Origin of the sequence: Propioniciclava sp. (assembly GCF_047602245.1) — a bacterium.
Classification (GTDB): Bacteria; Actinomycetota; Actinomycetes; order Propionibacteriales; family Propionibacteriaceae; genus Propioniciclava.
This window is the reverse complement of sequence record NZ_JASGHT010000001.1, coordinates 65,423-86,022: the sequence shown is the minus strand read 5'-3', so window position 1 is coordinate 86,022 and position 20,600 is coordinate 65,423. Positions and strand designations below refer to the sequence as shown.

General features: G+C 69.5%; 20 protein-coding genes, 1 tRNA gene and 1 pseudogene. 6 read left to right on the top strand and 16 right to left on the bottom strand.

Annotated features, from left to right (window positions below):
- The 3 genes from QM708_RS00400 to QM708_RS00390 are packed head-to-tail and all read left to right on the top strand — an operon-like array spanning position 1 to position 2,874.
- Positions 1-1,017, top strand: coding sequence for a FecCD family ABC transporter permease (locus QM708_RS00400; protein ID WP_415103296.1), 1,017 nt, complete (start codon positions 1-3; stop codon positions 1,015-1,017).
- Positions 1,014-2,069 carry a FecCD family ABC transporter permease gene (locus tag QM708_RS00395; RefSeq protein WP_415103294.1) on the top strand — a complete coding sequence of 352 codons (1,056 nt, stop codon included), beginning with the start codon at positions 1,014-1,016 and terminating at the stop codon, positions 2,067-2,069. The genes QM708_RS00400 and QM708_RS00395 overlap by 4 nt, the downstream gene beginning before the upstream one ends.
- Position 2,070: 1 nt before the next feature.
- On the top strand, positions 2,071-2,874 hold the full coding sequence (locus QM708_RS00390; RefSeq protein ID WP_415103292.1) for an ABC transporter ATP-binding protein: 804 nt from the start codon (positions 2,071-2,073) through the stop codon (positions 2,872-2,874).
- Positions 2,875-2,979: 105 nt separating this feature from the next.
- Here the strand turns inward: QM708_RS00390 and QM708_RS00385 are convergent, their stop codons facing one another.
- The 3 genes from QM708_RS00385 to QM708_RS00375 all read right to left on the bottom strand — a co-directional run bounded on the left by QM708_RS00385 (position 2,980) and on the right by QM708_RS00375 (position 5,207).
- Positions 2,980-4,725, bottom strand: a complete 1,746-nt coding sequence (locus QM708_RS00385) for an ABC1 kinase family protein (protein WP_415103290.1) — start codon at positions 4,723-4,725, stop codon at positions 2,980-2,982.
- Between the two features lies 1 nt (position 4,726).
- On the bottom strand, positions 4,727-4,849 hold the full coding sequence (locus QM708_RS00380) for a hypothetical protein (protein WP_415103288.1): 123 nt from the start codon (positions 4,847-4,849) through the stop codon (positions 4,727-4,729).
- A gap of 64 nt (positions 4,850-4,913) precedes the next feature.
- Positions 4,914-5,207: an antibiotic biosynthesis monooxygenase family protein gene (locus QM708_RS00375; protein WP_415103286.1), complete on the bottom strand. Its 294-nt coding sequence runs from the start codon at positions 5,205-5,207 to the stop codon at positions 4,914-4,916.
- Positions 5,208-5,366: 159 nt separating this feature from the next.
- On the opposite strand from QM708_RS00375, the gene QM708_RS00370 reads away from it, so the two are divergent.
- On the top strand, positions 5,367-7,442 hold the full coding sequence (locus QM708_RS00370; RefSeq protein ID WP_415103284.1) for an FAD-dependent oxidoreductase: 2,076 nt from the start codon (positions 5,367-5,369) through the stop codon (positions 7,440-7,442).
- Positions 7,443-7,475: 33 nt separating this feature from the next.
- Here QM708_RS00370 and QM708_RS00365 read toward each other — a convergent pair whose 3' ends face one another.
- Together QM708_RS00365 and QM708_RS00360 are read right to left on the bottom strand one after the other, a co-directional pair.
- Positions 7,476-8,582, bottom strand: coding sequence for a magnesium and cobalt transport protein CorA (locus tag QM708_RS00365; RefSeq protein WP_415103282.1), 1,107 nt, complete (start codon positions 8,580-8,582; stop codon positions 7,476-7,478).
- A 242-nt stretch (positions 8,583-8,824) separates the two neighbouring features.
- Positions 8,825-9,394 carry a DUF1992 domain-containing protein gene (locus tag QM708_RS00360; RefSeq protein WP_415103280.1) on the bottom strand — a complete coding sequence of 190 codons (570 nt, stop codon included), beginning with the start codon at positions 9,392-9,394 and terminating at the stop codon, positions 8,825-8,827.
- 70 nt (positions 9,395-9,464) lie between these two features.
- On the opposite strand from QM708_RS00360, the gene QM708_RS00355 reads away from it, so the two are divergent.
- Positions 9,465-10,067: a TetR/AcrR family transcriptional regulator gene (locus QM708_RS00355; protein ID WP_415103278.1), complete on the top strand. Its 603-nt coding sequence runs from the start codon at positions 9,465-9,467 to the stop codon at positions 10,065-10,067.
- Positions 10,068-10,153: 86 nt separating this feature from the next.
- Here the strand turns inward: QM708_RS00355 and QM708_RS00350 are convergent, their stop codons facing one another.
- The 9 genes from QM708_RS00350 to QM708_RS00310 form a co-directional block, all read right to left on the bottom strand.
- Positions 10,154-10,963, bottom strand: coding sequence for an MOSC domain-containing protein (locus QM708_RS00350; RefSeq protein ID WP_415103276.1), 810 nt, complete (start codon positions 10,961-10,963; stop codon positions 10,154-10,156).
- A 59-nt stretch (positions 10,964-11,022) separates the two neighbouring features.
- On the bottom strand, positions 11,023-11,355 hold the full coding sequence (locus QM708_RS00345; RefSeq protein WP_415103274.1) for a hypothetical protein: 333 nt from the start codon (positions 11,353-11,355) through the stop codon (positions 11,023-11,025).
- Positions 11,356-11,865: 510 nt separating this feature from the next.
- Positions 11,866-11,939 (bottom strand) — tRNA-Pro (locus QM708_RS00340).
- A 35-nt stretch (positions 11,940-11,974) separates the two neighbouring features.
- A complete protein-coding gene (locus tag QM708_RS00335) occupies positions 11,975-13,021 on the bottom strand; it encodes a DMT family transporter (RefSeq protein ID WP_415103272.1) in 1,047 nt (348 codons plus the stop codon).
- Complete coding sequence (locus QM708_RS00330; RefSeq protein ID WP_415103270.1) at positions 13,018-14,070, bottom strand: alanine racemase; 1,053 nt, start codon at positions 14,068-14,070, stop codon at positions 13,018-13,020. Before QM708_RS00330 ends, QM708_RS00335 begins: the two co-directional genes overlap by 4 nt.
- Positions 14,067-15,395 (bottom strand): ribosome biogenesis GTPase Der, encoded by a 1,329-nt coding sequence (gene der, locus QM708_RS00325; RefSeq protein ID WP_415103268.1) that lies wholly within the window; start codon positions 15,393-15,395, stop codon positions 14,067-14,069. The genes QM708_RS00330 and der overlap by 4 nt, the downstream gene beginning before the upstream one ends.
- Complete coding sequence (gene cmk, locus QM708_RS00320; RefSeq protein ID WP_415103266.1) at positions 15,392-16,060, bottom strand: (d)CMP kinase; 669 nt, start codon at positions 16,058-16,060, stop codon at positions 15,392-15,394. Before cmk ends, der begins: the two co-directional genes overlap by 4 nt.
- 42 nt (positions 16,061-16,102) lie before the next feature.
- Positions 16,103-17,302: an MFS transporter gene (locus QM708_RS00315; RefSeq protein WP_415103264.1), complete on the bottom strand. Its 1,200-nt coding sequence runs from the start codon at positions 17,300-17,302 to the stop codon at positions 16,103-16,105.
- A 1-nt stretch (position 17,303) separates the two neighbouring features.
- Positions 17,304-18,380, bottom strand: coding sequence for a prephenate dehydrogenase (locus QM708_RS00310; protein ID WP_415103262.1), 1,077 nt, complete (start codon positions 18,378-18,380; stop codon positions 17,304-17,306).
- A 126-nt stretch (positions 18,381-18,506) separates the two neighbouring features.
- Between QM708_RS00310 and QM708_RS00305 the strand changes: the two genes are divergently transcribed.
- Positions 18,507-18,926, top strand: coding sequence for a DUF3054 domain-containing protein (locus QM708_RS00305; RefSeq protein WP_415103260.1), 420 nt, complete (start codon positions 18,507-18,509; stop codon positions 18,924-18,926).
- Positions 18,927-18,959: 33 nt separating this feature from the next.
- On the opposite strand, the gene QM708_RS00300 is transcribed toward QM708_RS00305, so the two are convergent.
- Entirely contained in the window at positions 18,960-19,676 is a 717-nt protein-coding gene (locus QM708_RS00300) for a histidine phosphatase family protein (protein WP_415103258.1), read from the bottom strand.
- A 5-nt stretch (positions 19,677-19,681) separates the two neighbouring features.
- Positions 19,682-20,596: pseudogene (locus QM708_RS00295) on the bottom strand (tRNA (adenine-N1)-methyltransferase); the annotation flags it as partial.
- Positions 20,597-20,600: the final 4 nt, after the last annotated feature.

Sequence of the window (20,600 nt, the reverse complement as noted above, 5' to 3'; positions counted from 1 at the left end):
ATGACGTCCGCTCCCGCACGATTCCTCCGGCGACGCGCCGGCATCGTCGTCCTGCTCGCCGTCTTGACGGCCGCCGTGTTCCTCAGCGCCTGTTTCGGCACCCGCGACATCCCGATCGCGACCACCTGGCAGGCGATCGTCGCCTTCGACCCGGCCAGTTCCGAACATCTGCTGGTCGTGCACCAGCGGATTCCGCGCGCGCTCGTCTCGGTGCTGGTCGGCCTGTGCCTCGGCGTGGCCGGCGCGGTGATGCAGGCGCTGACCCGCAACCCGCTGGCCGAGCCCGGCATCCTCGGCGTCAACGCCGGGGCCGCGGTGATGATCGCCTGCGGGATCGCCTTCGGCTCCCTCACCGACCCGGTCGACTACATGTGGCTCGGCCTGGCCGGGGCCGCCTTGGCCGGGGCGGGGGTGTACCTGCTGGGCGGCGTCCGTCGCGGCACTAACCCCGTACGGCTCGTGCTGGCCGGCGCCGCGATGAGCGTCGTGCTGGGCGCGTTGACCCAGCTGATCATCCTCAACGGGCTGGAGGAGGTCTTCGACCGCTACCGGCACTGGATGGTGGGTTCGGTGGCCGGACGCGGCTACGAGGTGCTGGTGCCGGTCGGCGCGCTGGCCACGGTCGGTCTGGTGCTCGCCTTCGCGCTCGCGCGCCCGCTCGACTCGGCCATGCTCGGCGAGGATCTCAGCCGCTCGCTCGGCGGCAACCCGAACCGGGTCTGGGCGCTCGCCGGCGTGGTGGTGATCATCCTGGCCGGATCGGCCACCGCCGCGGCCGGCCCGATCGCGTTCCTGGGCCTGGCCGCCCCGCACCTGGCCCGGCTCATCGCCGGCGTCGACCATCGGTGGGTGCTCCCCTACTCCGGATTGCTGGCCGCGCTCATCATCGTGGTCGCCGACACGCTGGGCCGGATCATCCCCGACAAGGGTGAGGTTAGCGTCGGGATCATGGTGGCGCTGTTGGGCGGCCCGTTCTTCGTCTACCTCGTCCGCAACCGCAGGATCGCGCAGCTATGAGTTCCTTCTCCCTGACCCCGCACCCCCGAGGCGTCGTCTGGCGGCGCGGACGCCTGTCGCTGGTGATCTCGCCCCGGCTCCTCATCGTCACCGCCGCGCTGCTGGCGCTGGTGCTGCTGCTCGGCGTCGTATCGATGCAGGTCGGCACGGTGCGGCTGTCCTTCGGCGAGGTATGGGCCACCCTGGCCGGCGCCGCTGCGGAGCCCCGGCACACCCAGGTGGTGTGGGGCATCCGCTTCCCGCGCGTGGTCACCGCGATCTTCTGCGGCGCCGCGCTGGGCGTGTCCGGCGCGGTGTTCCAGTCGGTGTCGCGCAACGCGTTGGGCTCCCCGGATGTGATCGGGTTCACCACCGGCGCCGCGACCGGCGCCATCGCCCAGATCGTGCTGTTCCAGGCAGGCGCCCTCCAGATCGCGATCGGCGCCGTCGCCGGCGGGCTCGGCACCGCCGCGCTGGTCTATCTGCTGTCGGTCAAGGGCGGGGTGACCGGTGGGTACCGGCTGATCCTGGTCGGCATCGGCGTCGGGGCCGTGCTGGGCGCACTGAACGGCCTGATGCTCGTGCTGGGCAACCTCGACAACGCGATCGCCGCCAACCTGTGGCTGGCCGGGTCGCTATCGGCGCGCAACTGGGCGCATGCGGTGCCGGTGATGGTGGGCACGCTCGCCCTCATTCCTGCGGTGGCGCTGCTTGCCCGCCGTGCCTCGCTGATGGAGATGGGCGATGACCTGGCCCAGCAGCTGGGCGTCCGCGTCGAACGCACCCGGGTATGGATGATGATTCTCGCCGTGCTGCTCGCCGGACTCGCCGTCGGGGCGGCAGGCCCGATCGCCTTCGTGGCGCTCGCCGCACCCCAGCTGGTAATGCGGATGACCCGGTCGCGGGCGGTGCCCGTGGTCAGCGCCGCCGCGATGGGGGCCTGCCTGCTCGTCGCCGCCGACCTGCTCTCGCAGGTCCTTCCCTTCACCGCCACGCTGCCGATCGGTCGGATGACCGGCATCATCGGCGGCATCTACCTCATCTGGCTCCTGACCCGTTCGAAGCAGGTATGACATGACGACCACGCCCGCGCTGCACGCCCAGTCGGTGACGCTCTCCTACGAGGCCCGCCAGGTCGCCGAGGATCTCACCGTCGAGATCCCGCACGGCCGCATCACGGCGATCATCGGGCCGAATGCCTGCGGCAAATCCACCCTGCTGCGGGCCTTGTCGCGCCTGCTCGCACCGCGCGCCGGGCAGGTGCTGCTGCACGGTGAGGACGTCCGCAAGCTCGCCCCGAAAGACCTGGCCCGCAAGCTCGGCCTGCTGCCGCAGTCGTCGGTGGCGCCGTTCGGGATCACCGTCGCCGAACTGGTCGGACGCGGCCGGTTCCCGCACCAGCGGATGCTGCAGCAGTGGTCGGCCGACGATGAGGACGCCGTGCGGCGCGCGATGCGGGCCACCGGCGTCACCGACCTGGCCGAGCGTGCCGTCGAAGAACTCTCCGGCGGCCAGCGGCAACGGGTGTGGATCGCGATGCTGCTCGCCCAGGACACGCCGGTGATGCTGCTCGACGAGCCCACCACCTACCTCGACATCGCCCACCAGCTCGACGTGCTCGAGCTGTGCCGGCAGCTGAACCGCGACGAGGGACGCACCATGGTGCTCGTCCTGCACGACCTGAACCAGGCCGCGCGCTACGCCGACCATCTCGTGGTGTTGAAGGACGGCGTCCTGGCTGCCGCAGGGCGGCCGTCCGACGTCCTCACCGAAGACCTGCTCGGCGACGTCTTCGGGCTGACCGCGAAGGTGCTGCTCGACCCGGTGTTCGGCATGCCGATGGTGATCCCGATCGCCAGCATGACCCAGCCCGGCTGAACCGGACACTCGCCACACTCACGCGGACCAGGCCAGCGACTCCGCGATCGCCGGCTGCTCCAGGTAGCCCTCGGCCTCACGATGGAGCCGGTGCGGTCGGCCCGGCTAGCGTCCGTGGGCGCCGGGGGCCATCGCGATCACCAGCGGAATGATCGAGGCGAGCATCAGCGCCGTCCCCACCCCGGTGTCGTCCGGGCGCACCAAGGCGCCGGCGATGAGCGTTCCGGTGAACACGATTGCGGCGACGAGCCGCCGTCCGGTGCGCTCCAGCCGGGCCAGCCGGAAGTCCAGGTGCGGTGTCGAGACGGCGAGGTCTCCCCGGTCGGCCCGGGTGAGCAGCGCGTCCACCCGCTTGGGCAGCCGCCATGCCAGGCCGGCGATCTGGAGCGCCTCCTTCACGAGGTGCTCGGCGACAGGGGCGCCCTCGTCCCGCAGCAGCTGGTCGGCGTAGGGCTCCACGGAATCCCACACGTTGAAGTCCGGGTCGAGCGCGCTGCACACGCCCGAGGTGAGCGAGGCCGCCCGCACGATCAGCAGGAAATCCTCCGGCAGCTGGAACGGCAGCGACCTGATCACGTCACCGAACTGCCGCGCGAAGTCGCGGAACTCGCGCGGATCGACCTGGCGCAGTTCGCCGAAGCCCATCCCGCCGAAGCGCGCGAACAGCTGCGTCATCGCCCGCTCCAGTTCGGCCGTGTCGGCCGAGGGCAGCAGGACGCCGACATCGCCCATCGCCTCGACCAGGCCGTTGCCATCCCGGGAGGCGAGCGCGATCAGCACCTTGCGCAGGCCCGCGCGCAGCGAGTCCGGCACCTCGGCCATCATCCCGAAATCGATGAAGGTCAACCGCCACGCGGGACCGTCACCCGCGTCGCCGATAGGGGTGACGAAAAGGTTCCCTGGGTGCGGATCGGCGTGGAAGAACCGGTGCAGGAACAGCTGATCGAACATCAGCGCCCCGAACACGGGCGCCACCTCGGATGGGTCGATGCCGGCCGCGCGCAAGGCGTCCGTATCGGTGATCTTGATCGCGCTCACGTCTTCGAGGGTGAGCACGCGCGAGGTCGTTCGTGCCGCGATGACCGCAGGCGCGCCGACCCGGTCGTCATCGGCGAAGTTCGCCTTGAACCGGGTCGCGCTCGCCGCCTCGTGCAGGTAGTCGACCTCCTCCCGGCTGGTGCGGGCGAACTCCTCGATCAGGCGTGGCACGTCCACCCGGTTGGCCACCGACCGGATCCTGCTCAGCCATCCGGCGATCCGGCGCAGCGCGGCCAGGTCGACCTCGACGATCGTGTCGATGCCCGGGCGTTGCACCTTGACGACGACGCCCTCGAAGCCGGCCTGCTCGGCGTCGGCGGGCAACAGCCGGGCGCGATGTGCTTGGCCCAGGGACGCCGCCGCGAGCGGCGTCTCGTCGAAGGAGGCGAACACGCCCTCCAGCGGCACGCCGAGTTCTCGTTCGGCGAGCGCGCGGATCGCCGGGAAGGCGACCGGTGGCACCTCGTCCTGCAGATCCTCCAGTTCGGCGGTGATGTCCGGCGGCAGCACGTCCAGCCGCGACAACATGAACTGGCCGACCTTGATCATCAGCCCGCCCATCCCGACCGCGAGCACCCGGAACTGCCGGGCGATGCGCAGCATCCGCCGCGACCGGGTCCGCTCGGCGATCCAGCCCAGCCCCAAGCGCGGCAGGAACAACTCATACCACCAGGTCACCAGCAGATGCCGGCCCGCGAAGCGCAGAATGCGGCGGTAACGTCGGCGCCCCTCCCCGGTCTGCACCACCTCGCTCGACGGCACGGGGCCGGAGGGCTCGGGCGGGTCCGGCGCGGCGGAGGGATTCGATGCCACGTCAGCCCCGCACCGGGATCGAGCGCAGCGTGCGGCGGGTCTCGTCCCGCGGGCCGAACGCCTCAAACGGATGGATGGAACGATTCATGATGTCCACCCCCTGATGGTCGCTGTCCTTGTCCACGATATAGCGCGCGCTGTTTCAACGATACGCACCCGCTGACATCAGCTGATTCCTGCGACGCGGCTCACTCGTCGTGCTGGACGACCTCGAAACCGAGCACCTCGACCGACATGCCGCGGCGCTCGTCCTCGGCATGATTGCCGGACGGACGCGCCGCGGACCAGACGTCGTATTCTTCGCGCGAGTTCCACCGGGTCACCACGAAGTAGCGGTCCTGGCCGAAGGCGGGGCGCAGCAACTCGAACTCGAGGAATCCCGGCGCGGCGTCCACGGCCTTGCGGCGGGCGGCGAACCGGCGCTCGATCTCCTCCTCGGCGCCGGCGGGGTAGGTCAGGGCGGTGATGTTCACGAACGTCACGATGGGTCCTTTCGACGGGGACGGCGGTGGTGCAGCGTCATGACTTAGGTAGACCTAACTTATCGAGCGGACGCCGTCCGCGCGTACGATGCAGCCAAACGACCCGTGGGTCCGGCACCGGATCAGCGGGTCGTACCGGATCGAGCCGAGGACGTGTCGATGGGCGCCCAGCACGCGAGCAATGCGTACCCGCACCTGCTCAGCCCGCTCCAGGTGGGTCATCTGCGCCTGCGCAACCGGGTGGTGATGGGCTCGATGCACACCAAATTGGAGGACCGGCGCGCCGACCTGCCCAAGCTGGCCGCATTCTTCGCCGAGCGCGCCCGCGGCGGCGTCGGGATGATCGTCACCGGCGGCTATGCGCCCACCTGGCGCGGCTGGCTCTCCCCGTTCTCGAGCACGATGGCGTCCACCCGGCTCGCGGACGCCCACACGGTGCTGACGGACGCCGCGCACGAGCATGGTGCGGCGATCCTGTTGCAGCTCCTTCATGCCGGCCGCTACGCCTATCACCCGTTCAGCCAGGCGCCGTCGGCGGTGAAGTCACCGATCACGCCGTTTCGTCCGTTGCGGATGAGCGATCGAGCGGTGAGCGACACTGTGGACGCCTTCGCGCGGGCGGCGTCCCTGGCCCGGCGCGCGGGCTATGACGGCGTCGAGGTGATGGGCTCGGAGGGCTACCTGATCAACCAGTTTCTCGCCCCGCGCACCAACGACCGCGACGACCGCTGGGGTGGCAGCGCCGAGAGACGCCGCAGGTTCGCCCGCGAGATCGTGCGGCGGATCCGGGATCAGGCCGGCGACGACTTCCTGATCCAGTACCGGATCAGCCTGATCGACCTGGTCGATGAGGGCCAGTCCTGGGACGAGACCCTCGCCCTCGCGCACGAGCTGCAGGATGCCGGCGTGTCGCTGTTCAGCAGCGGCATCGGCTGGCATGAGGCCCGGGTGCCGACCATCGTCACCTCGGTGCCGCGGGCCGCCTTCGCCGGTCTCGCCGGACGCCTGCGCCGCCAGGTGACGGTGCCGGTGATCGCGTCGAACCGGATCAACCGTCCGGAGACCGCCGAGCAGATTCTCGCCCGCGGCGATGCCGATCTGGTCTCGATGGCACGCCCGCTGCTCGCCGATGCCGAGTTGGTCACCAAGGCCACCACCGGGCGCGAACGGGAGATCATCACCTGCATCGCCTGCAACCAAGCCTGCCTCGACCACACCTTCACCAGCCAGCGCGTCTCGTGCCTGCTGAATCCGCGCTCCGGCTTCGAGACCGAACTGCTGATGCCGCCCACGCCTGCACCCCGCCGCATCGCCGTGGTCGGAGCCGGCCCGGCCGGACTGGCGGCATCGGTTGAGTTGGCCGGCCGCGGGCATCGCGTCGACCTATTCGAGGCATCGGACGCCGTCGGCGGCCAATTCCGGCTGGCCGCAAGGATCCCCGGCAAGGAGGAGTTCCGGACCGCGCTGGACTACTACACGCACATGCTCCAGCTGCGCGGCGTCCGGGTGCATCGTCACCGGCGCGCCGGCGTGGAGGACCTGCGCGGCTTCGACGAGGTCGTCGTGGCCACCGGCGTCCGGCCGCGCATCCCCGGCATTCCCGGGATCGATCACCCCAGCGTGGTCACCTACCAGCAGTTGCTGGCGGGCGAGGCGGACGCCGGCCCGCGCGTCGCGGTGATCGGAGCCGGCGGCATCGGCTTCGACGTCGCCGAGTTCCTGCTGCACGACCCCGACGAGACCCTCGACCACTGGCGGGAACGTTGGGGTGTGGCCGACCCGGCCGTCCATCGCGGTGGGATCACCACCAAACTGGCCGCCCCTGCCCGCCGCACCGTCTACCTGCTGCAACGCACCCCCGGACGCCTGGGCGCGTCGCTGGGCAAGACGACCGGTTGGGTGCATCGCACCACCCTGCGCGACGCCGGGGTGACCATGCTCGGCGGCGTCGAGTACCGCACCATCGACGATCGCGGCCTGCACGTCACTCTTCCTGGTCCTGACAAGGCTAAACGGCGGAAGCACCCCGCAGCGAAGGGCCTGGCGCGAGTCGAGCGGACACTCCCCGTCGACACGGTGGTGATCTGCGCCGGGCAGGAATCGGTGCGCGACCTGGTCGGTGATCTCACCCGGACGGGCGTCCCCGTCCATGTAATCGGCGGCGCCGACGTCGCGGCGGAACTGGACGCGAAACGCGCGATCCGTCAGGCCACCGAACTCGCCGCCCGGATGTGATTGGGTTGGTTACCGTGTGATGCCGGACTGCAGTCACATCCATTTCTTCCACTTGAAGATCACGTACAGCGTGACCGCGAAGGCGATCATGGCTCCGATCGCGAGCGGATAGCCGGCGGTCCAATGGAGTTCGGGCATGACGTCGAAGTTCATCCCGTACACGGCGGCGATCAGGGTCGGCGCGAAGAGGATGGCCGCCCAGCCTGAGATCTTCTTCATGTCCTCGTTCTGCCGTTGGGCGACGAGGGTCGCATTGACGTTGAGGATCTGCGACAGGGCGTCCCGCAGTTCGCCGGCTTCGCTGGTCACGTGGCTCAAATGGTCGGCGACGTCTTGGAGGTAAGCCAACAGTTCGCCGGGCATTTCGTACTTGTCGGCGCCGAGTTGGAGTCGTCGCAGCACCTTGGCGAGCGCGGTCGTCGCGTGCAGCAGGTCGATGACCTCTTCGCTCAACCGGTAGATGCGCTCGGCGGCCGCGGCGTCCCCGCTGAATACCTGGCGTTCGATCTGTTCCTTGTCGGTCTGCAGGCCGTCCAGCACCGGGTAGTAGCCGTCGACGATCGTGTCGAGCAGTTGGTAGACCATCGCCTCAGGACCGAGCCGGAGCAACTCCGGGTTGGCGAGCAACGGCGCACCATCACCCAGCGGAGCGGTTCCGTCCTCCATACCCGGTGTGATCACGGTGCCGTCGGCGAGGCGTCCGTCCTGGCAGATGATGACCAGCGCGTCGGACCGCACCAGCAGATGGAACTCGCTGAACTCGACCTCCTCGCTCGCGTCGAGGTAGCGCGCCGAGCGGACGACGATGAACAGCACCTCGCCATAGCGCTCGACTTTGGGACGCTGGCCGGCGTGCAGCAGATCCTCGACGAGCAGCGGGTGCAGGCGCCACGCCGAGGCGAGTTCGGCGATCAGGCCGGGCGTCGGACGGGGCACGACAGTGAGCGTCATGCCGTCCGCACCGTCACGCGCGGACGCGAGAGCATCCGCGAACGAGCTTTCGGACGACAGCTCCTGTGGAACGCCGTCGACGATGACCCGCGACAGCACCACCGCAGGCGAGACGCCCGCCCGGTTGGCTCCGCCGCGGTGGCGGACGCCGAGCCGGCGCGCATCCCGCGGCATTGAAGGCATGGTCATCGACTCTCCCCCACATGGTCTTGGTAGGCGTGTCCCGCGACGTGCGGCCACCGGCAAGAAGCGTAGACCTCTCGTGTCTTTGCCAGGGACGTCGTCGAAGGTGACGAGCCGGGTGCGACCGCGCGAAACTGCACGATGAGATCGAGGCCCGGCTCGATACGCTCAGCCAAAAAGCATGATGACGAGCGGCACGAGATCGCCCGCGTGTATCGGTTGGCTGACCTCCAGACTAGCCGCGCGAGTCACATCTCGGCGCTGTGGGGCGGCTGCCGGCGGACGCGCTTGCGGAAGAATCCTCGACGGCTGCGCTCATTCATCCTTGCTTCCTCGCGGGCGCGAGCTTCTTCGGCGGCCTTCTGACGAGCTTCCTCGGCTCGGGCCGCTCTGCGGTCGACCCACGCGGCCACGGTGGCCTCGATGTCACGCGGCATGGTGATCAGGGGCGGGCCGGCCGGGAGTTGGTAGCGGGCCCAGGTCACCCGCTCGTTGAACTTCTCGACCTCGCGGCGCACCGCGGCCTCGTCCCAGAGTTGGTCGAGTTGCTCGTCCAGCGCGGCGTCCTCCATGCGGAGTTGGACCGACGGCGGCAGCATCGCGAGGCCCTCGCGCTTCACGATGCTCCTAATCCACCAATCAGGGTCATGGCGATGAGGCAGGTTGAGCGGCTTGCCGGCTCCCGGCAAGTTGTCGAACTCGCCGCGTTCGATGGCTTTGCGTATCTGCATGTCGGCGAGCAGGGCGATCGCCGTGTCGGTGTCGAACACGACGGCGGCGGGGTCGTAGAACCTGAGGGGCAACTCGTGTTCAGCCATCGTCACTCCCCTCACCAGTTTTATAGGTCACCTGTATTATGTCGTATGTATTGGAACCTGAGGAGTCCAGATGCCGAAGCAGGTGGATCACCATGAGCGGCGCACGTCGATCGCTCACGCGCTGTGGCGGGTCGTTGACCAGCAGGGCTGGGCGAAAGCGACCATGCGCGAAGTCGCCCGTGAGGCGGGAGTCTCGCTGGGACAGCTCCAGCACTACTTCTCGTCACGAGCCGAGATGCTGGCCTTCGCCATGGAGTTCGCCTCGGAGCAAACCTCCCACCGAGTCGCACAAGGTCTGATCTCACTCGGTGACCCCCCGCATCCTCGCGACGTGCTGCGCCTCACCCTCACCGAACTGCTGCCGCTGCGGCCCGACTCTCGTGCCACCAGCCGGATGAACGCGGCTTACGTCCTCGAAGCCATGCACGACTCATCGCTGAGAGAACAGGTTGGCCTCGGACTCCGCGACGGGCGCGCCCTGGTCGAGCGCCTCATCCGGCAGGCGATGAACGACGGCCAGATCCGTCCCGACTGCGACCCGGTCATCGAAACCAACCTCGTCCTCGCGTTGACCGGCCTCGCCCCACTACTCGACCTCAACGTCATAGAACCGGACGCCGCTCTCGCAGCCATCGACCAGCACCTGGATCGACTCTTCACGCCTGCGTCATGACGGAGTCTCCTGGCGCTGGCCGACGCCGGTGAGCCGTCACCTGTGCCCCACGATGTCCTCAGCGCGGACGCACGCGCACGGAGACTTCACGCGGGGACGTCGGTGACGTCATGGATCCTCAACGGCTGCCGGCTCTGGACCGCTCCCCCGTGGCGCACGACGGCGTAGCACCCCATGTTGGCGTGTCCGTAGTGCTCGACGAGTAGGCGCGGAATAGGGAGATCCCGCTGCGCATCGATCGGGTTGACGGTGGTCGCGGCGCATCGGCCGGTTCGAGCGATCACCTCAAGCCGGGCATCGCCGATGCAAATCGTGTGGCCGATCATGTCGAGTTCGCTGTGCGGAGGAAGTCCGTCGATGTAGAGGTTCGCGCGAAACCTCAACGGGTTGATCGCCTCCACGCCCGCACGCTCGGCGAGGTCACGGACGGAGGCCAGATTGATGAGGGAGATCGCGTTCATCTTCTCGTCCGAACTGGGCGCAATATCGGTGAACCGGCGTCCCTTCTGCCGAGCAATGACCGGGAACGACGAGCGAGGCAGATCGAGCAGTCGTCCGAAGAAGACCGACACCGCCTCGCGTCCGGCCGGATCGCACAGGTCGACGCCGTCGAGCACGACGTGCTCCTGCACCCACAGGGTGAGTCGATCGTCGTCATCGAGAAAGGTCCGGACGCCCGCAAGTTGCGCATCGCGGACGAGAACATGGAACTCGGTCTTCCGCAGCGGCCGGACGATCTCTTCACGATAGGCACCATCGCGGCGGGCCAGCGCCCACTTCCGGTCGTTGGGAAATCCTCGCCCGGCACGGAGGGTGACGCGGTCGAGCCATTGAGGGCTCAAGCCCTTCACCGGATAAGTCCACATGCTCTCGATCCATCCCGAGGTCACGCTCATCCCTTCCTTCCCGTACCCACCTCGGCCGAAGCGGAGTTGGTGCAAGCCGGCGCGTCTGTTCAGCCGTGCTCTCGGCCGGGAAGCGGTGCGCCGGCGAGGAACGCCTCGTACGCCTCACGCGCATCATCGTCAACGACCGGTTGCTGTGATGAGTAGCGTCCATCCGTACGATCCCGCTTGGGACCCGAGACCCAGTACTCCTCCCCTGTGTCGACATCGACGAAATTCGAGTCAAAGTTGGCGTACGCGGTGCCGGTTGGACGTTGCAGGCGTCGTCCGTGGAAGGTCAGGCTCCGCCACGACCGGCTGAACTCGACACGCGCGATCCACGCCGGTCCGCGGTCAGTGTTGTAGCCGGTCTTGAGCTGCACATACATGATCCGCTCGGCCATGTCTGCATGGTATTCCTACACCGTGCACTTCGCGTCGCCGAAGGCGCTGACGTGATCCGGCCGCCCGTCGGGCCTTACCGGACCTGCGGAGCCAGGCGTGGGACCAAGACGCGATCCGTCGTTCAACGCTGTTCGCAACGGTGGCCGGCCTCTCCCATCGCGCAGACCCTCTGGTACGGACTAGGAAATGGTCGGAATAAAGACGGTTGCTGACGCGAATTCCGGCTAGAGCCAAGATGTTGTCGTTATGAGTCCCTTGGGGGCGTCTGATATCGACCATAGCTTGGCCCTAACGTCGAACCCAGTCGATCACTCGTCTGAGAACGACAATACGCGAGCCCTTAATGCAGCAAGGGTGGTCCGGGCTACGACTTGGGGGGCGCCTGGCGCGGCGACGCTCCGAGGCCGCGTGGCGGTCCGACGACGGGCGGATGTCGCCTGGCTGGCGCCGAGATACACGAAAGCCGCCTCGACCCGGTGTTTCACCTTGTCGAAGCGGCTTTCAGAGCGTCGGGCTGACAGGATTTGAACCTGCGACCCCTTGACCCCCAGTCAAGTGCGCTACCAAGCTGCGCCACAGCCCGCTCGTTTCCGGATCACCCGGTCACGGCGTCCTACGCTACACCGAAACTGCCTGATTCGTGGAATCGGCACGCTCGGGCGTCCGTGTTGCGGCCAAGGCGTCGCGGCGGTTGCCCGTCTCGACGGCGGCGACGCCGGACAGCAACACCAGGCCGCCGACGATCTGGCCCCAGGTGGGCAGTTCTCCGATCAGCAGCGCGGCCCAGCCGACGGCGAAGACGACCTCGGTGAGGCCGACGAAGCTGGCCACGGTGGCTCCCAGGCGGCGGGCTCCGACGAAGCCGGTCACGTAGGCCAGCGCGGCGGCGATGATGGCGAGCTCGGCCAGCGGTGTCCACCACGGCCACGACCCGCCGAGCATCGTGACGTCGGCGGTCGTCGCCTGCAAGGGCAGGAAGCCCAGCAATCCGACCACCAGCAACGTCAGCGTTCCTACGCCCAGGCCGGCCGAGACGAACGCCACTGGCGGGATGCCTGAGGTGGACGCCGAGGTCAGGAAGTACACCGCCATCCCGGCGGCCGCCATGAACGCCCAGCTGAAGCCGCGCGGATCGACCACGCCGATGCTGCCCGGGTTGAGCAGCACCACCAGGCCGGCGATGGCCACGACCATCCCGGTCAGGGTCACCCATCCCGGACGCCGCCGGGTCGTCGCCCAGACCCACAGCACGACGAGCACAACACCGAGATACTCCAGCAGGGACGACACGCCCACCGGCAGGAACGTCAACGCGTTGAAATACGCCACCTGCACGCCCGCGCACGCGAACAGCCCGTAGATCAGAATCGGGCGCCAGCGGTCCCGCAGCACGTGCCATTGGCCGCGCAGCGCGAACGCTGCGGGGACCGCCAGCACCAAGGAGGCCATGCCCAAACGCACCAGGACGGCTGCGGCCGGCGACCAACCCGCCTCCAACAACGGCTTCGCGAACGAGCCCGCCGTGGCGAACATTGCGGCCGACAACAACGCGATCAGCAAGCCCGAGGCTGAGTTCCGTGGCCCTGCGGGCTGACCCGTCGCTGGCACGTCAACAGACGGCACCTCGACGGACGCCGCCGACAGCCGTTCCGGCGACTCACTCATGCGTTCATTCCTCGCGCTGACACGGCCCAGCGGTCGACGAGGCGCCCGCCGTCGAGTACGGCGTACTCCTCGACCAGGTTGACCGCGTTGCACGCATGGTTAGGCACGACGCGCACCGTCGACCCGAGCGGGGGCAGCTGCTCGCCCGCCATGTCGACGACAGCGTGATGTTCCGACAGGATCACGATCCGGGCATCCGGGTGATCCAGCAGCCGCCCGAAACCGGACGCCCACGCGGGACGATCGGCGCCGAGCACCTTCGAGCCCGCGTCGAGGACGAGGCGTCCGCCGGCGTGGCTGACCACGGTGGCATGGCAGGTGAGGGCGATCTGCTCGGGGGTGCACACCTGAAGTTCCCACTGCTGGGCGTCGTTGAAGACGTACACGCCGGGCCTCGCCTCGGTCACCCCGTCAGCGAGTCCGGCCAGGCTCGGTGTCGATCCGCCCGAGATCACCCCGGGCTCCACACCGGCGGCACGCATCGACTGCGCCGCTGTGGTCAACGCCGCACCCTCGTCAACCGCAGCCTGCAACCGCGAGGTCGGTGAGTAGCTGTGCCCGGGAAAGGTGAACACCCCGGCCACCTCCAAGCCGGCCTCCGCAGCCAACCCGGCCAGCGCACCCGCCTCCGCGGGCGCGACCCCAGAGCGGTGATGCCCCGAATCGATCTCGACCAGGCCGCGCACGCCGGTGCCGACCAACGTCCGGGCTCCGGCCAGCGAATCGAACCCGACGGTCACCACGACTTCGGACGCCAACCGGCGCAGCCGCTTGCCGCGGGCGGCATCGATCCACAGCGGATAGGCGATGAACAGCTCATCGAACCCGCCCTGGGCGAACACCTCGCCCTCGCCGACGGTGGCCACCGACAGGCGGGCGACGCCGGCGTCCGCCTGCATACGCGCGATCTCGGAACTCTTGTGCGTCTTCACGTGCGGGCGCAGCGCGATGCCGCGGTCGTCCGCCCACGCTGCGGTGGCATCGATATTGGCCTGCAGTACCGGCAGGTCGACGGCCAGGAAGGGGGTGGACGGCAGCCGGCCGGTCATCGGCGCGCCTTCCGCTTTTCGCGGGCGCGCACCTCCACGTGCACGGGGGTGCCGACGAAGCCGACCTCTTCGCGCAGCCGTCGCTCGACGAAGCGGACGTATTGCGGGTCGAGTTGTCCGGAGGTGAACAGCACGAAGGTGGGCGGACAGTTCTGAGCCTGGGTGCCGAACAGGATGCGCGGCTGCTTGCCCGAGCGCACCGGGTGCGGGTGCGCGGCGGCGACCCGGCCGAGGAACGAGTTCAGGTTGCCGGTGGTCATCCGGGTCTCCCAGCCCTCCAAGGCGGCATCGAGGTACTTCTTCAGCTTGTCGACGTTGCGCCCGGTCAACGCCGAGATGTTGACGTGCGGCGCCCAGCCGAAGGCGCGGATGTCCCGTTCGACCTCGCGCTCCAGGTAGCGGCGGCGCTCCTCGTCGGTGAGGTCCCACTTGTTGTAGGCGATCACCATCGCCTTGCCGGCCTCTTCGACCATGGTGAGGATCTTCAGGTCCTGGTCCGAGATCGTCTCCGAGGCGTCGATCACCACCACGCACACCTCGGCGCGCTCGATGGCCTGCTGGGTGCGCAGCGAGGCGTAGTACTCGTGCCCGGACGCCTCCTTCACCCGGCGGCGCAGCCCGGCGGTGTCGATGAAGCGGTACACCTCGCCGCCCAGTTCGACGAGTTCGTCGACCGGGTCGACGGTGGTGCCGGAGGCGTTGTCGACCACCGAACGCTGCTGCCCGGCCAGCTTGTTCAGCAACGAGCTCTTGCCCACGTTCGGCTTGCCGACGATCGCGACCCGGCGCGGTCCGCCGACGGGCTCGTAGTCGGCCTGCGGGGCCTCGGGCAGGGCGGCCAGGACGGCGTCCAGCATGTCGCCGGTGCCGCGCCCGTGCAGCGCGGAGACGGCATACGGCTCCCCCAGGCCCAGGTTCCACAGCGTGGCCGCCTCGGCCTCGATCCGCTGGTCGTCGACCTTGTTGGCGGCCAGCACCACCGGCTTGCCGGAGCGGCGCAGCACCCGGACGACCGCCTCGTCCTCGTCGGTGACGCCCACGACGGCGTCCACCACGAACAAAACGGCGTCGGCGGCGCCGATCGCCAACTCGGCCTGCTCGGCGATCCGGGCGGCCATGCCCTCGGCGTCGGAGACCCAGCCGCCGGTGTCGACCACGATGAAGTCGCGGCCGTTCCAGGTGGCGTCGTAGCTGACCCGGTCGCGGGTGACGCCGGGCAGGTCCTGCACCACGGCTTCGCGGCGGCCGATGATGCGGTTCACCATCTGCGACTTGCCCACGTTGGGGCGGCCGACCACGGCCAGGACGGGTTTGATGTCGGTCATGCGGTTTCCTTCGCCAGGGCGACGATCGCGTCCACGACCTCGCTCAATGTCATGTCAGAGGTGTCCAGCTCGCGGACGCCGTCGGCCGCGGTGGTGAAGTTCACCAGCAGGCTGTCGTCGGCATCACGGCGCAGCACCTGGTCGCGCAGCGCGGCGGCATCGACCGACGCCCCCAGTTCGCCGCCGCGGCGCGCCAGCCGTGCCTGTTCGGACGCGGTGAGCAGAATGCGCAGGTCGGCGTCCGGGTACACCACGGTGGTGATGTCGCGGCCCTCGGCCACGCAGCCGCGCGGATCAGAATCCATCAACGCGCGCTGCCGCGCGACCAGATCGGTGCGGCACTGCGGAATCCGGGAGACCGCCGACACGTGCTGCGCCGTCCGCGGCTCGCGGATCTCAGTCGTGACGTCGCGGCCGTTCACCCGCACCCAGCGCTGGTCGGGGTCGAGCGAGATCTCGATGGCGGCGCCGGTGGTCGCGGCGACCACGGCGTCGGTGTCGGCCGGGTCGACCCCGGCGTCGAGGAAGGCGACCGTGACGGCGCGGTACATCGCGCCCGTGTCGAGGTAGCCCAGGCCGAGACGGCGGGCGACCTCGCGGGCGGTCGACGATTTTCCGGACCCCGAAGGCCCGTCGATGGCGATCACGAAGCGGTCTGCTGGCACCGGGGCAGTCTACTCACCGGCCCGTGGCGGCCGTGACGTACCCTATCCCGGCGATACCGCGCCCGGCGATACCGCGCGGCGGCCGAGGCGTCCGACCACCAGCAGGACGGTCAGCGCGAACGCCGACAGCGCCGCGCACAGCAGGTACATGCCGGTGTACCCGGCGGCCGTCCCCGAGACCGCGATCAGCGCGCCCGAGAGCACCGCGCCGATCCGGAACGTATTGGAGAACAGCCCCGAGGCGATTCCGGGCCGCGGAATGATGTCCATGAACCAGACCATGCCGACGCCCTGCACGGTCGCCACGAACCACGCGTTGAGCAACTGCACCGCGATCAGGCCCACCACACCGGTCACCATCGCGATGCCCAGGTAGTACAGCCCGCCGGCGATCACGCCGACGATGAGCAGCCGCAGCGGACGGTGGCGCGCCGACAGTCTGCCGAGCAGGAGCAGGGCCGGGATCTCGATGCCGGCCGCCACCGCCAGCGCGACCCCGCCCCAGACCGGGTCCAGACCGAGCCCGTGCACGGTGAAAAGGGTCATCATCGAGGTGCTGGTGGCATTGGTGGCCTGCAACGCGACGAAGGTCACCACCACCAGGACCAGCCGGCCCATCGGCAGCGGCCCGCCCTCGTCGGAGGGCCGTGCGGCCGGCGCGACGACGCTTGAGCTCCGGCGGCGCAAGGCCACGATGAACCCGATGCCGAGAACGGACGCCGCGGCGATCGCGACGAGCACCGACCGGATGCCGGCCGCACCGGCCAGCATCATCGCCAGCGGCGGGCCGACCACCCACGCCGCCGATACCATCGCGCGGGAGGACATCACCTCGCCGTGGGAGTCGCCGGCCGCGTTCAGGTGCGCGAACAGCAGCGACGAGCCGACACCGGCCGGGCCGCCGAGCACCACCAGCGCGACTGCCGCCCACGGCAGCGACCCGACCAAGCCGAGGGATGCGGCCAGGGCCAGCGACAGGAATCCGCTGGTCAGGATCGGGCCCAGATAGTCACGCCGCCGGTCGGCGATCGCGGGCACGATCAGCGACGCCACGAACCCGCTGGCATTGAACAGGGCCAGGATCAGGCCCACCTCGCCGGCGTTCGCGCCCAGCACGTCGGTCAGGAAGAACGCCAGGGCCGGGTTGAGGAAGGCGAACTGCAGGCCCCAGACCAGCGCGGCGGCCTGGGTCAGCAGCAGCCGGCCGCGGCGGCCGGCGTCCGGAACGAGGGTGTCGGTCACGTCACCGGGGACCGGGGCGCACGTTCCAGCCGGCGGCGGTCATCGCCTCGGCGAGCGGTTCGGCGGCCTTGCGGGTGACGTGCACCGCCAGCCAGCCGGCGCGGCGTTCGGCGTCGTGCTCGATGGTGACGTCCTCGACGTTGACGCCGGCGGCCTCGATATCGGCGAAGAGCTTGGCGAGCGAACCGGGGGCGTCCGGGATCTCGACGACGACCTGCGCCCAGTCGGTCGGCCGGTCGCCGTGCTTGCCGGGCAGCGCGCGGGTGCCGCGGCGTCCGCGGGCCAGGAAGGTCTCCACGGCGTCCGGATCGTCGAGCACCTCGATCAGGTTGCCGAGATCGGCATGCAGTTCGGTCAGTTCGACGCGCAGCGCCTGCCAGTTGGCGGCGATGATCTGGCGCCACAGTTTGGGGTCGCCGCCGGCGATCCGGGTGACGTCGCGCAGCCCCTGCCCGGCCAGCTTGAGGTGTTCGGCCGGCAGGTCGAGCAGGCCGCCGGCGACCAGCGCGCTGATCAGCTGGGGCACGTGCGAGACCTGGCCGACGGCCTCGTCGTGATGCTGGGCGCCCATGGTGATCAGCCGGGCGCCGCACAGTTCGGCGAGTTTGCGCACCACCAGCACCGACTGGGCGATCGAGGTGTCGTGCGGGGTGATCACCCAGGTGCGGTCGACGAACAGGTCGCCGGACGCCGTGAGCGGCCCCGCCTTCTGCGAGCCGGCCATCGGATGCGACCCGCAGTAGCGGGCCAGGTCGAGGCCGCGGCTGCGCAAGGCGGCGAGCTGGACGCCCTTGACCGAGCCCACATCGGTGACGGTCGCGTTCGGGTAGCGCTCCAAGGCCTCGGCGATCACGTCGGCCAGCGCGGCCGGCGGAACCGCGACCACCACCAGCCGGCAGGCTTCGGGATCAACCGGCTCCAGGCTGCCCGCACCGCGCGAGGCGGCGACCACCGCGTGGCTGCGCCGCCGGTCGGACAGGTGCACCTCCACGCCGGCCTGAGTGAGGGCGAGTGCGACGGAGGCTCCTACCAATCCGGTGCCGATCACCAGGGCAGGGCTGAGGCTTACGTCGATCACCGCGTGAGTCTATCCCCGTCCGCCGGAGCGCCGATCCTGCGGCCGCGCGGCGAAACAGGCCCCGGACGCCCGGCGCGGTTAGGCTGAGGCTGACGCGTTCCGGAGTGCTGACACAGGAGGCCTGACATGAATCGCGGCGTCGCGATCCTGCTCGACTTGGTGATGGTGGTGGCCTTCGTGGTCATCGGCCGTGCCTCGCACACCGAGCCCCTCGACTTCGACGGCATTCAGCGCACCGCCCTGCCGTTTGTCGCGGGCCTGCTGATCGCCTGGATCGGCTTCCTGCTCAAGCGGCACAGCGGTGTGACCCTGGTCAACGGCGTGTTCGCGTGGGCGATGACGCTCGCGCTCGGCGTGCTGTTCCGGCTGCTGCTCGGCGACACCGCCGAGGTCAGCTTCATCATCGTCTCGGCGCTCTTCTTGGCCGCGACCATCATCGGCTGGCGGTTGATCCTGTGGCTGGTCAAGCGCGCCCGGCGGCAGGCGCCGAAGGCGAAGGATCCGCGCCGCTCGGGCAACCCGGCCAAGCGCAACGCCGCCCGCTAGCCCAAGCGGCACCAGGACGCCGCGGCTGCGGGTTCAGCGGCCGCGCTCGACGTGGCTGAGATCGTTGAGCGACTCCAGCTCGAAGCGTCCGCCGGTATACGACAGCACTGACACCGAGACGTTCGCCAGGCCTTCGGCCGGCATCACGAATCCAGGAATGAGCATGTCGAACAGCACGCAGATGGTGAGCCCGTGTGACACCACCAGCACGTTCCGGGAGCCCCGGCCGCTCTCGTGGGCCACGATGTCGCCCATGCTCGCGGTCACCCGGGCGGCGATGGTGTCGTAGTCCTCGGCCGGCCAGTTGTCGGCGGCCAGCGGATCGGCGGTATCCAGCACGGCGAGGGAGTCGGCGAACATCCGTGGTGTGATCCGGTCGGCCAGGCCGTCGTAGCTGAGCCCGTTCATCTCGGCGACCGCCGACCACATCCGGTCGTTGGCGCGCCCCTCCCAGGTGCCGAAGTTCAGCTCGCGCAGCCGCGGATCATCGGTCAGCGGCACGGTTCCGGACGCCGTGTTCTGCTCCAGCAGCAGCCGTGCGGTCTGCAGCGCGCGGCCCGAGTCGCTGCTGTAGGCGGCCTGGAACGGCACCTCGCGCAGGCCGCGGCCGGCGGCGCGGGCCACCTCTTCGCCGGCTGGGGTGAGCCACGAATCGGCCCAGCCTTGCACCCGGTCGGTCGTGTTCAGCATTGTCCGGCCATGGCGGACCACCCACAGCTTCAGCCCGTCGCCGGGACCCGCGTCGCTCATCGACGTCACTGTTCCTCCCGTTCGTCGGTGCGCTGTGTTTGCGTGCGCTCGGCCAGGGCCTCCACCCACGCCGGACGCGGACCGGTGTAGTCCGGTCCGTAGGCGCCCGGGGCCGGACGCCGCCGTTTCATCGGCGCGGTCATCCCCGGCGCCATCCGCCGGGCGAACAGCAGGAACCCGGTGTGCCCCGAGGTGGCGTGCCCGGGGCGGATCGCCAGCCCCTCGGCGTGCCAGTCGCGCTGGGTGAGTTCCTTCATCACCGGTTCGGTGAACCCGCCGTGGGTGCGCAGCGTGTCGGCCGTCCGCCCCAGCTGGGTGGTGGTGGCGACGTAGCAGCACAGCACACCGCCGGGAACCAGGCGCGATGCGACGGCGTCCACGCAATCCCAGGGGGCCAGCATGTCGAGGATCGCCCGGTCGATCTCTTCGGGACCGATCACCTCGGCGACGTCGCCGATCCGCACCTGCCAATGCTCGGGTTCGGCGCCGTAGAACGAGCGCACGTTCTTGCGGGCCACCTCGGCGAACTCAGAGCGCCGCTCGTAGGAGTACAGCTGCCCTGAGGGCCCGAGCGCGCGCAGCAGCGCCATCGACAACGCCCCCGACCCGACCCCGGCCTCCAGCACCCGAGCACCGGGAAAGATGTCGGTCTGCATCAGGATCGCTGCGGCGTCCTTGGGATAGATGACGGCCGCCTCGCGCGGCATCGACACCATGAAATCGTGCAGCAGCGGCCGGAACACCGAGAACTGCGCGCCGCCGACCGAGACGGCGACGACGCCCTCGGGCCCGCCGATCAGTTCGTCATGGCTGATGCCACCCTTGGTGGTATGAAACATGCCGCCGGCGCGCAGCAGCACCGAGTGGCGGCGTCCTTTCGCGTCGGCGAAGGTGACCCGCTCGCCTTCGCGCAGCGGGCCGGTG

Excerpts from the sequence above, each read along its gene's own strand:
- QM708_RS00400 (WP_415103296.1), top strand. The coding sequence starts at position 1 with ATGACGTCCGCTCCCGCACGATTCCTCCGGCGACGCGCCGGCATCGTC.
- QM708_RS00395 (WP_415103294.1), top strand. The coding sequence starts at position 1,014 with ATGAGTTCCTTCTCCCTGACCCCGCACCCCCGAGGCGTCGTCTGGCGG.
- QM708_RS00390 (WP_415103292.1), top strand. The coding sequence starts at position 2,071 with ATGACGACCACGCCCGCGCTGCACGCCCAGTCGGTGACGCTCTCCTAC.
- QM708_RS00370 (WP_415103284.1), top strand. The coding sequence starts at position 5,367 with ATGGGCGCCCAGCACGCGAGCAATGCGTACCCGCACCTGCTCAGCCCG.
- QM708_RS00365 (WP_415103282.1), bottom strand. The coding sequence starts at position 8,582 with ATGACCATGCCTTCAATGCCGCGGGATGCGCGCCGGCTCGGCGTCCGC.
- QM708_RS00360 (WP_415103280.1), bottom strand. The coding sequence starts at position 9,394 with ATGGCTGAACACGAGTTGCCCCTCAGGTTCTACGACCCCGCCGCCGTC.
- QM708_RS00355 (WP_415103278.1), top strand. The coding sequence starts at position 9,465 with ATGCCGAAGCAGGTGGATCACCATGAGCGGCGCACGTCGATCGCTCAC.
- QM708_RS00350 (WP_415103276.1), bottom strand. The coding sequence starts at position 10,963 with ATGAGCGTGACCTCGGGATGGATCGAGAGCATGTGGACTTATCCGGTG.
- QM708_RS00345 (WP_415103274.1), bottom strand. The coding sequence starts at position 11,355 with ATGGCCGAGCGGATCATGTATGTGCAGCTCAAGACCGGCTACAACACT.
- QM708_RS00335 (WP_415103272.1), bottom strand. The coding sequence starts at position 13,021 with ATGAGTGAGTCGCCGGAACGGCTGTCGGCGGCGTCCGTCGAGGTGCCG.
- QM708_RS00330 (WP_415103270.1), bottom strand. The coding sequence starts at position 14,070 with ATGACCGGCCGGCTGCCGTCCACCCCCTTCCTGGCCGTCGACCTGCCG.
- der (WP_415103268.1), bottom strand. The coding sequence starts at position 15,395 with ATGACCGACATCAAACCCGTCCTGGCCGTGGTCGGCCGCCCCAACGTG.
- QM708_RS00305 (WP_415103260.1), top strand. The coding sequence starts at position 18,507 with ATGAATCGCGGCGTCGCGATCCTGCTCGACTTGGTGATGGTGGTGGCC.
- QM708_RS00300 (WP_415103258.1), bottom strand. The coding sequence starts at position 19,676 with ATGAGCGACGCGGGTCCCGGCGACGGGCTGAAGCTGTGGGTGGTCCGC.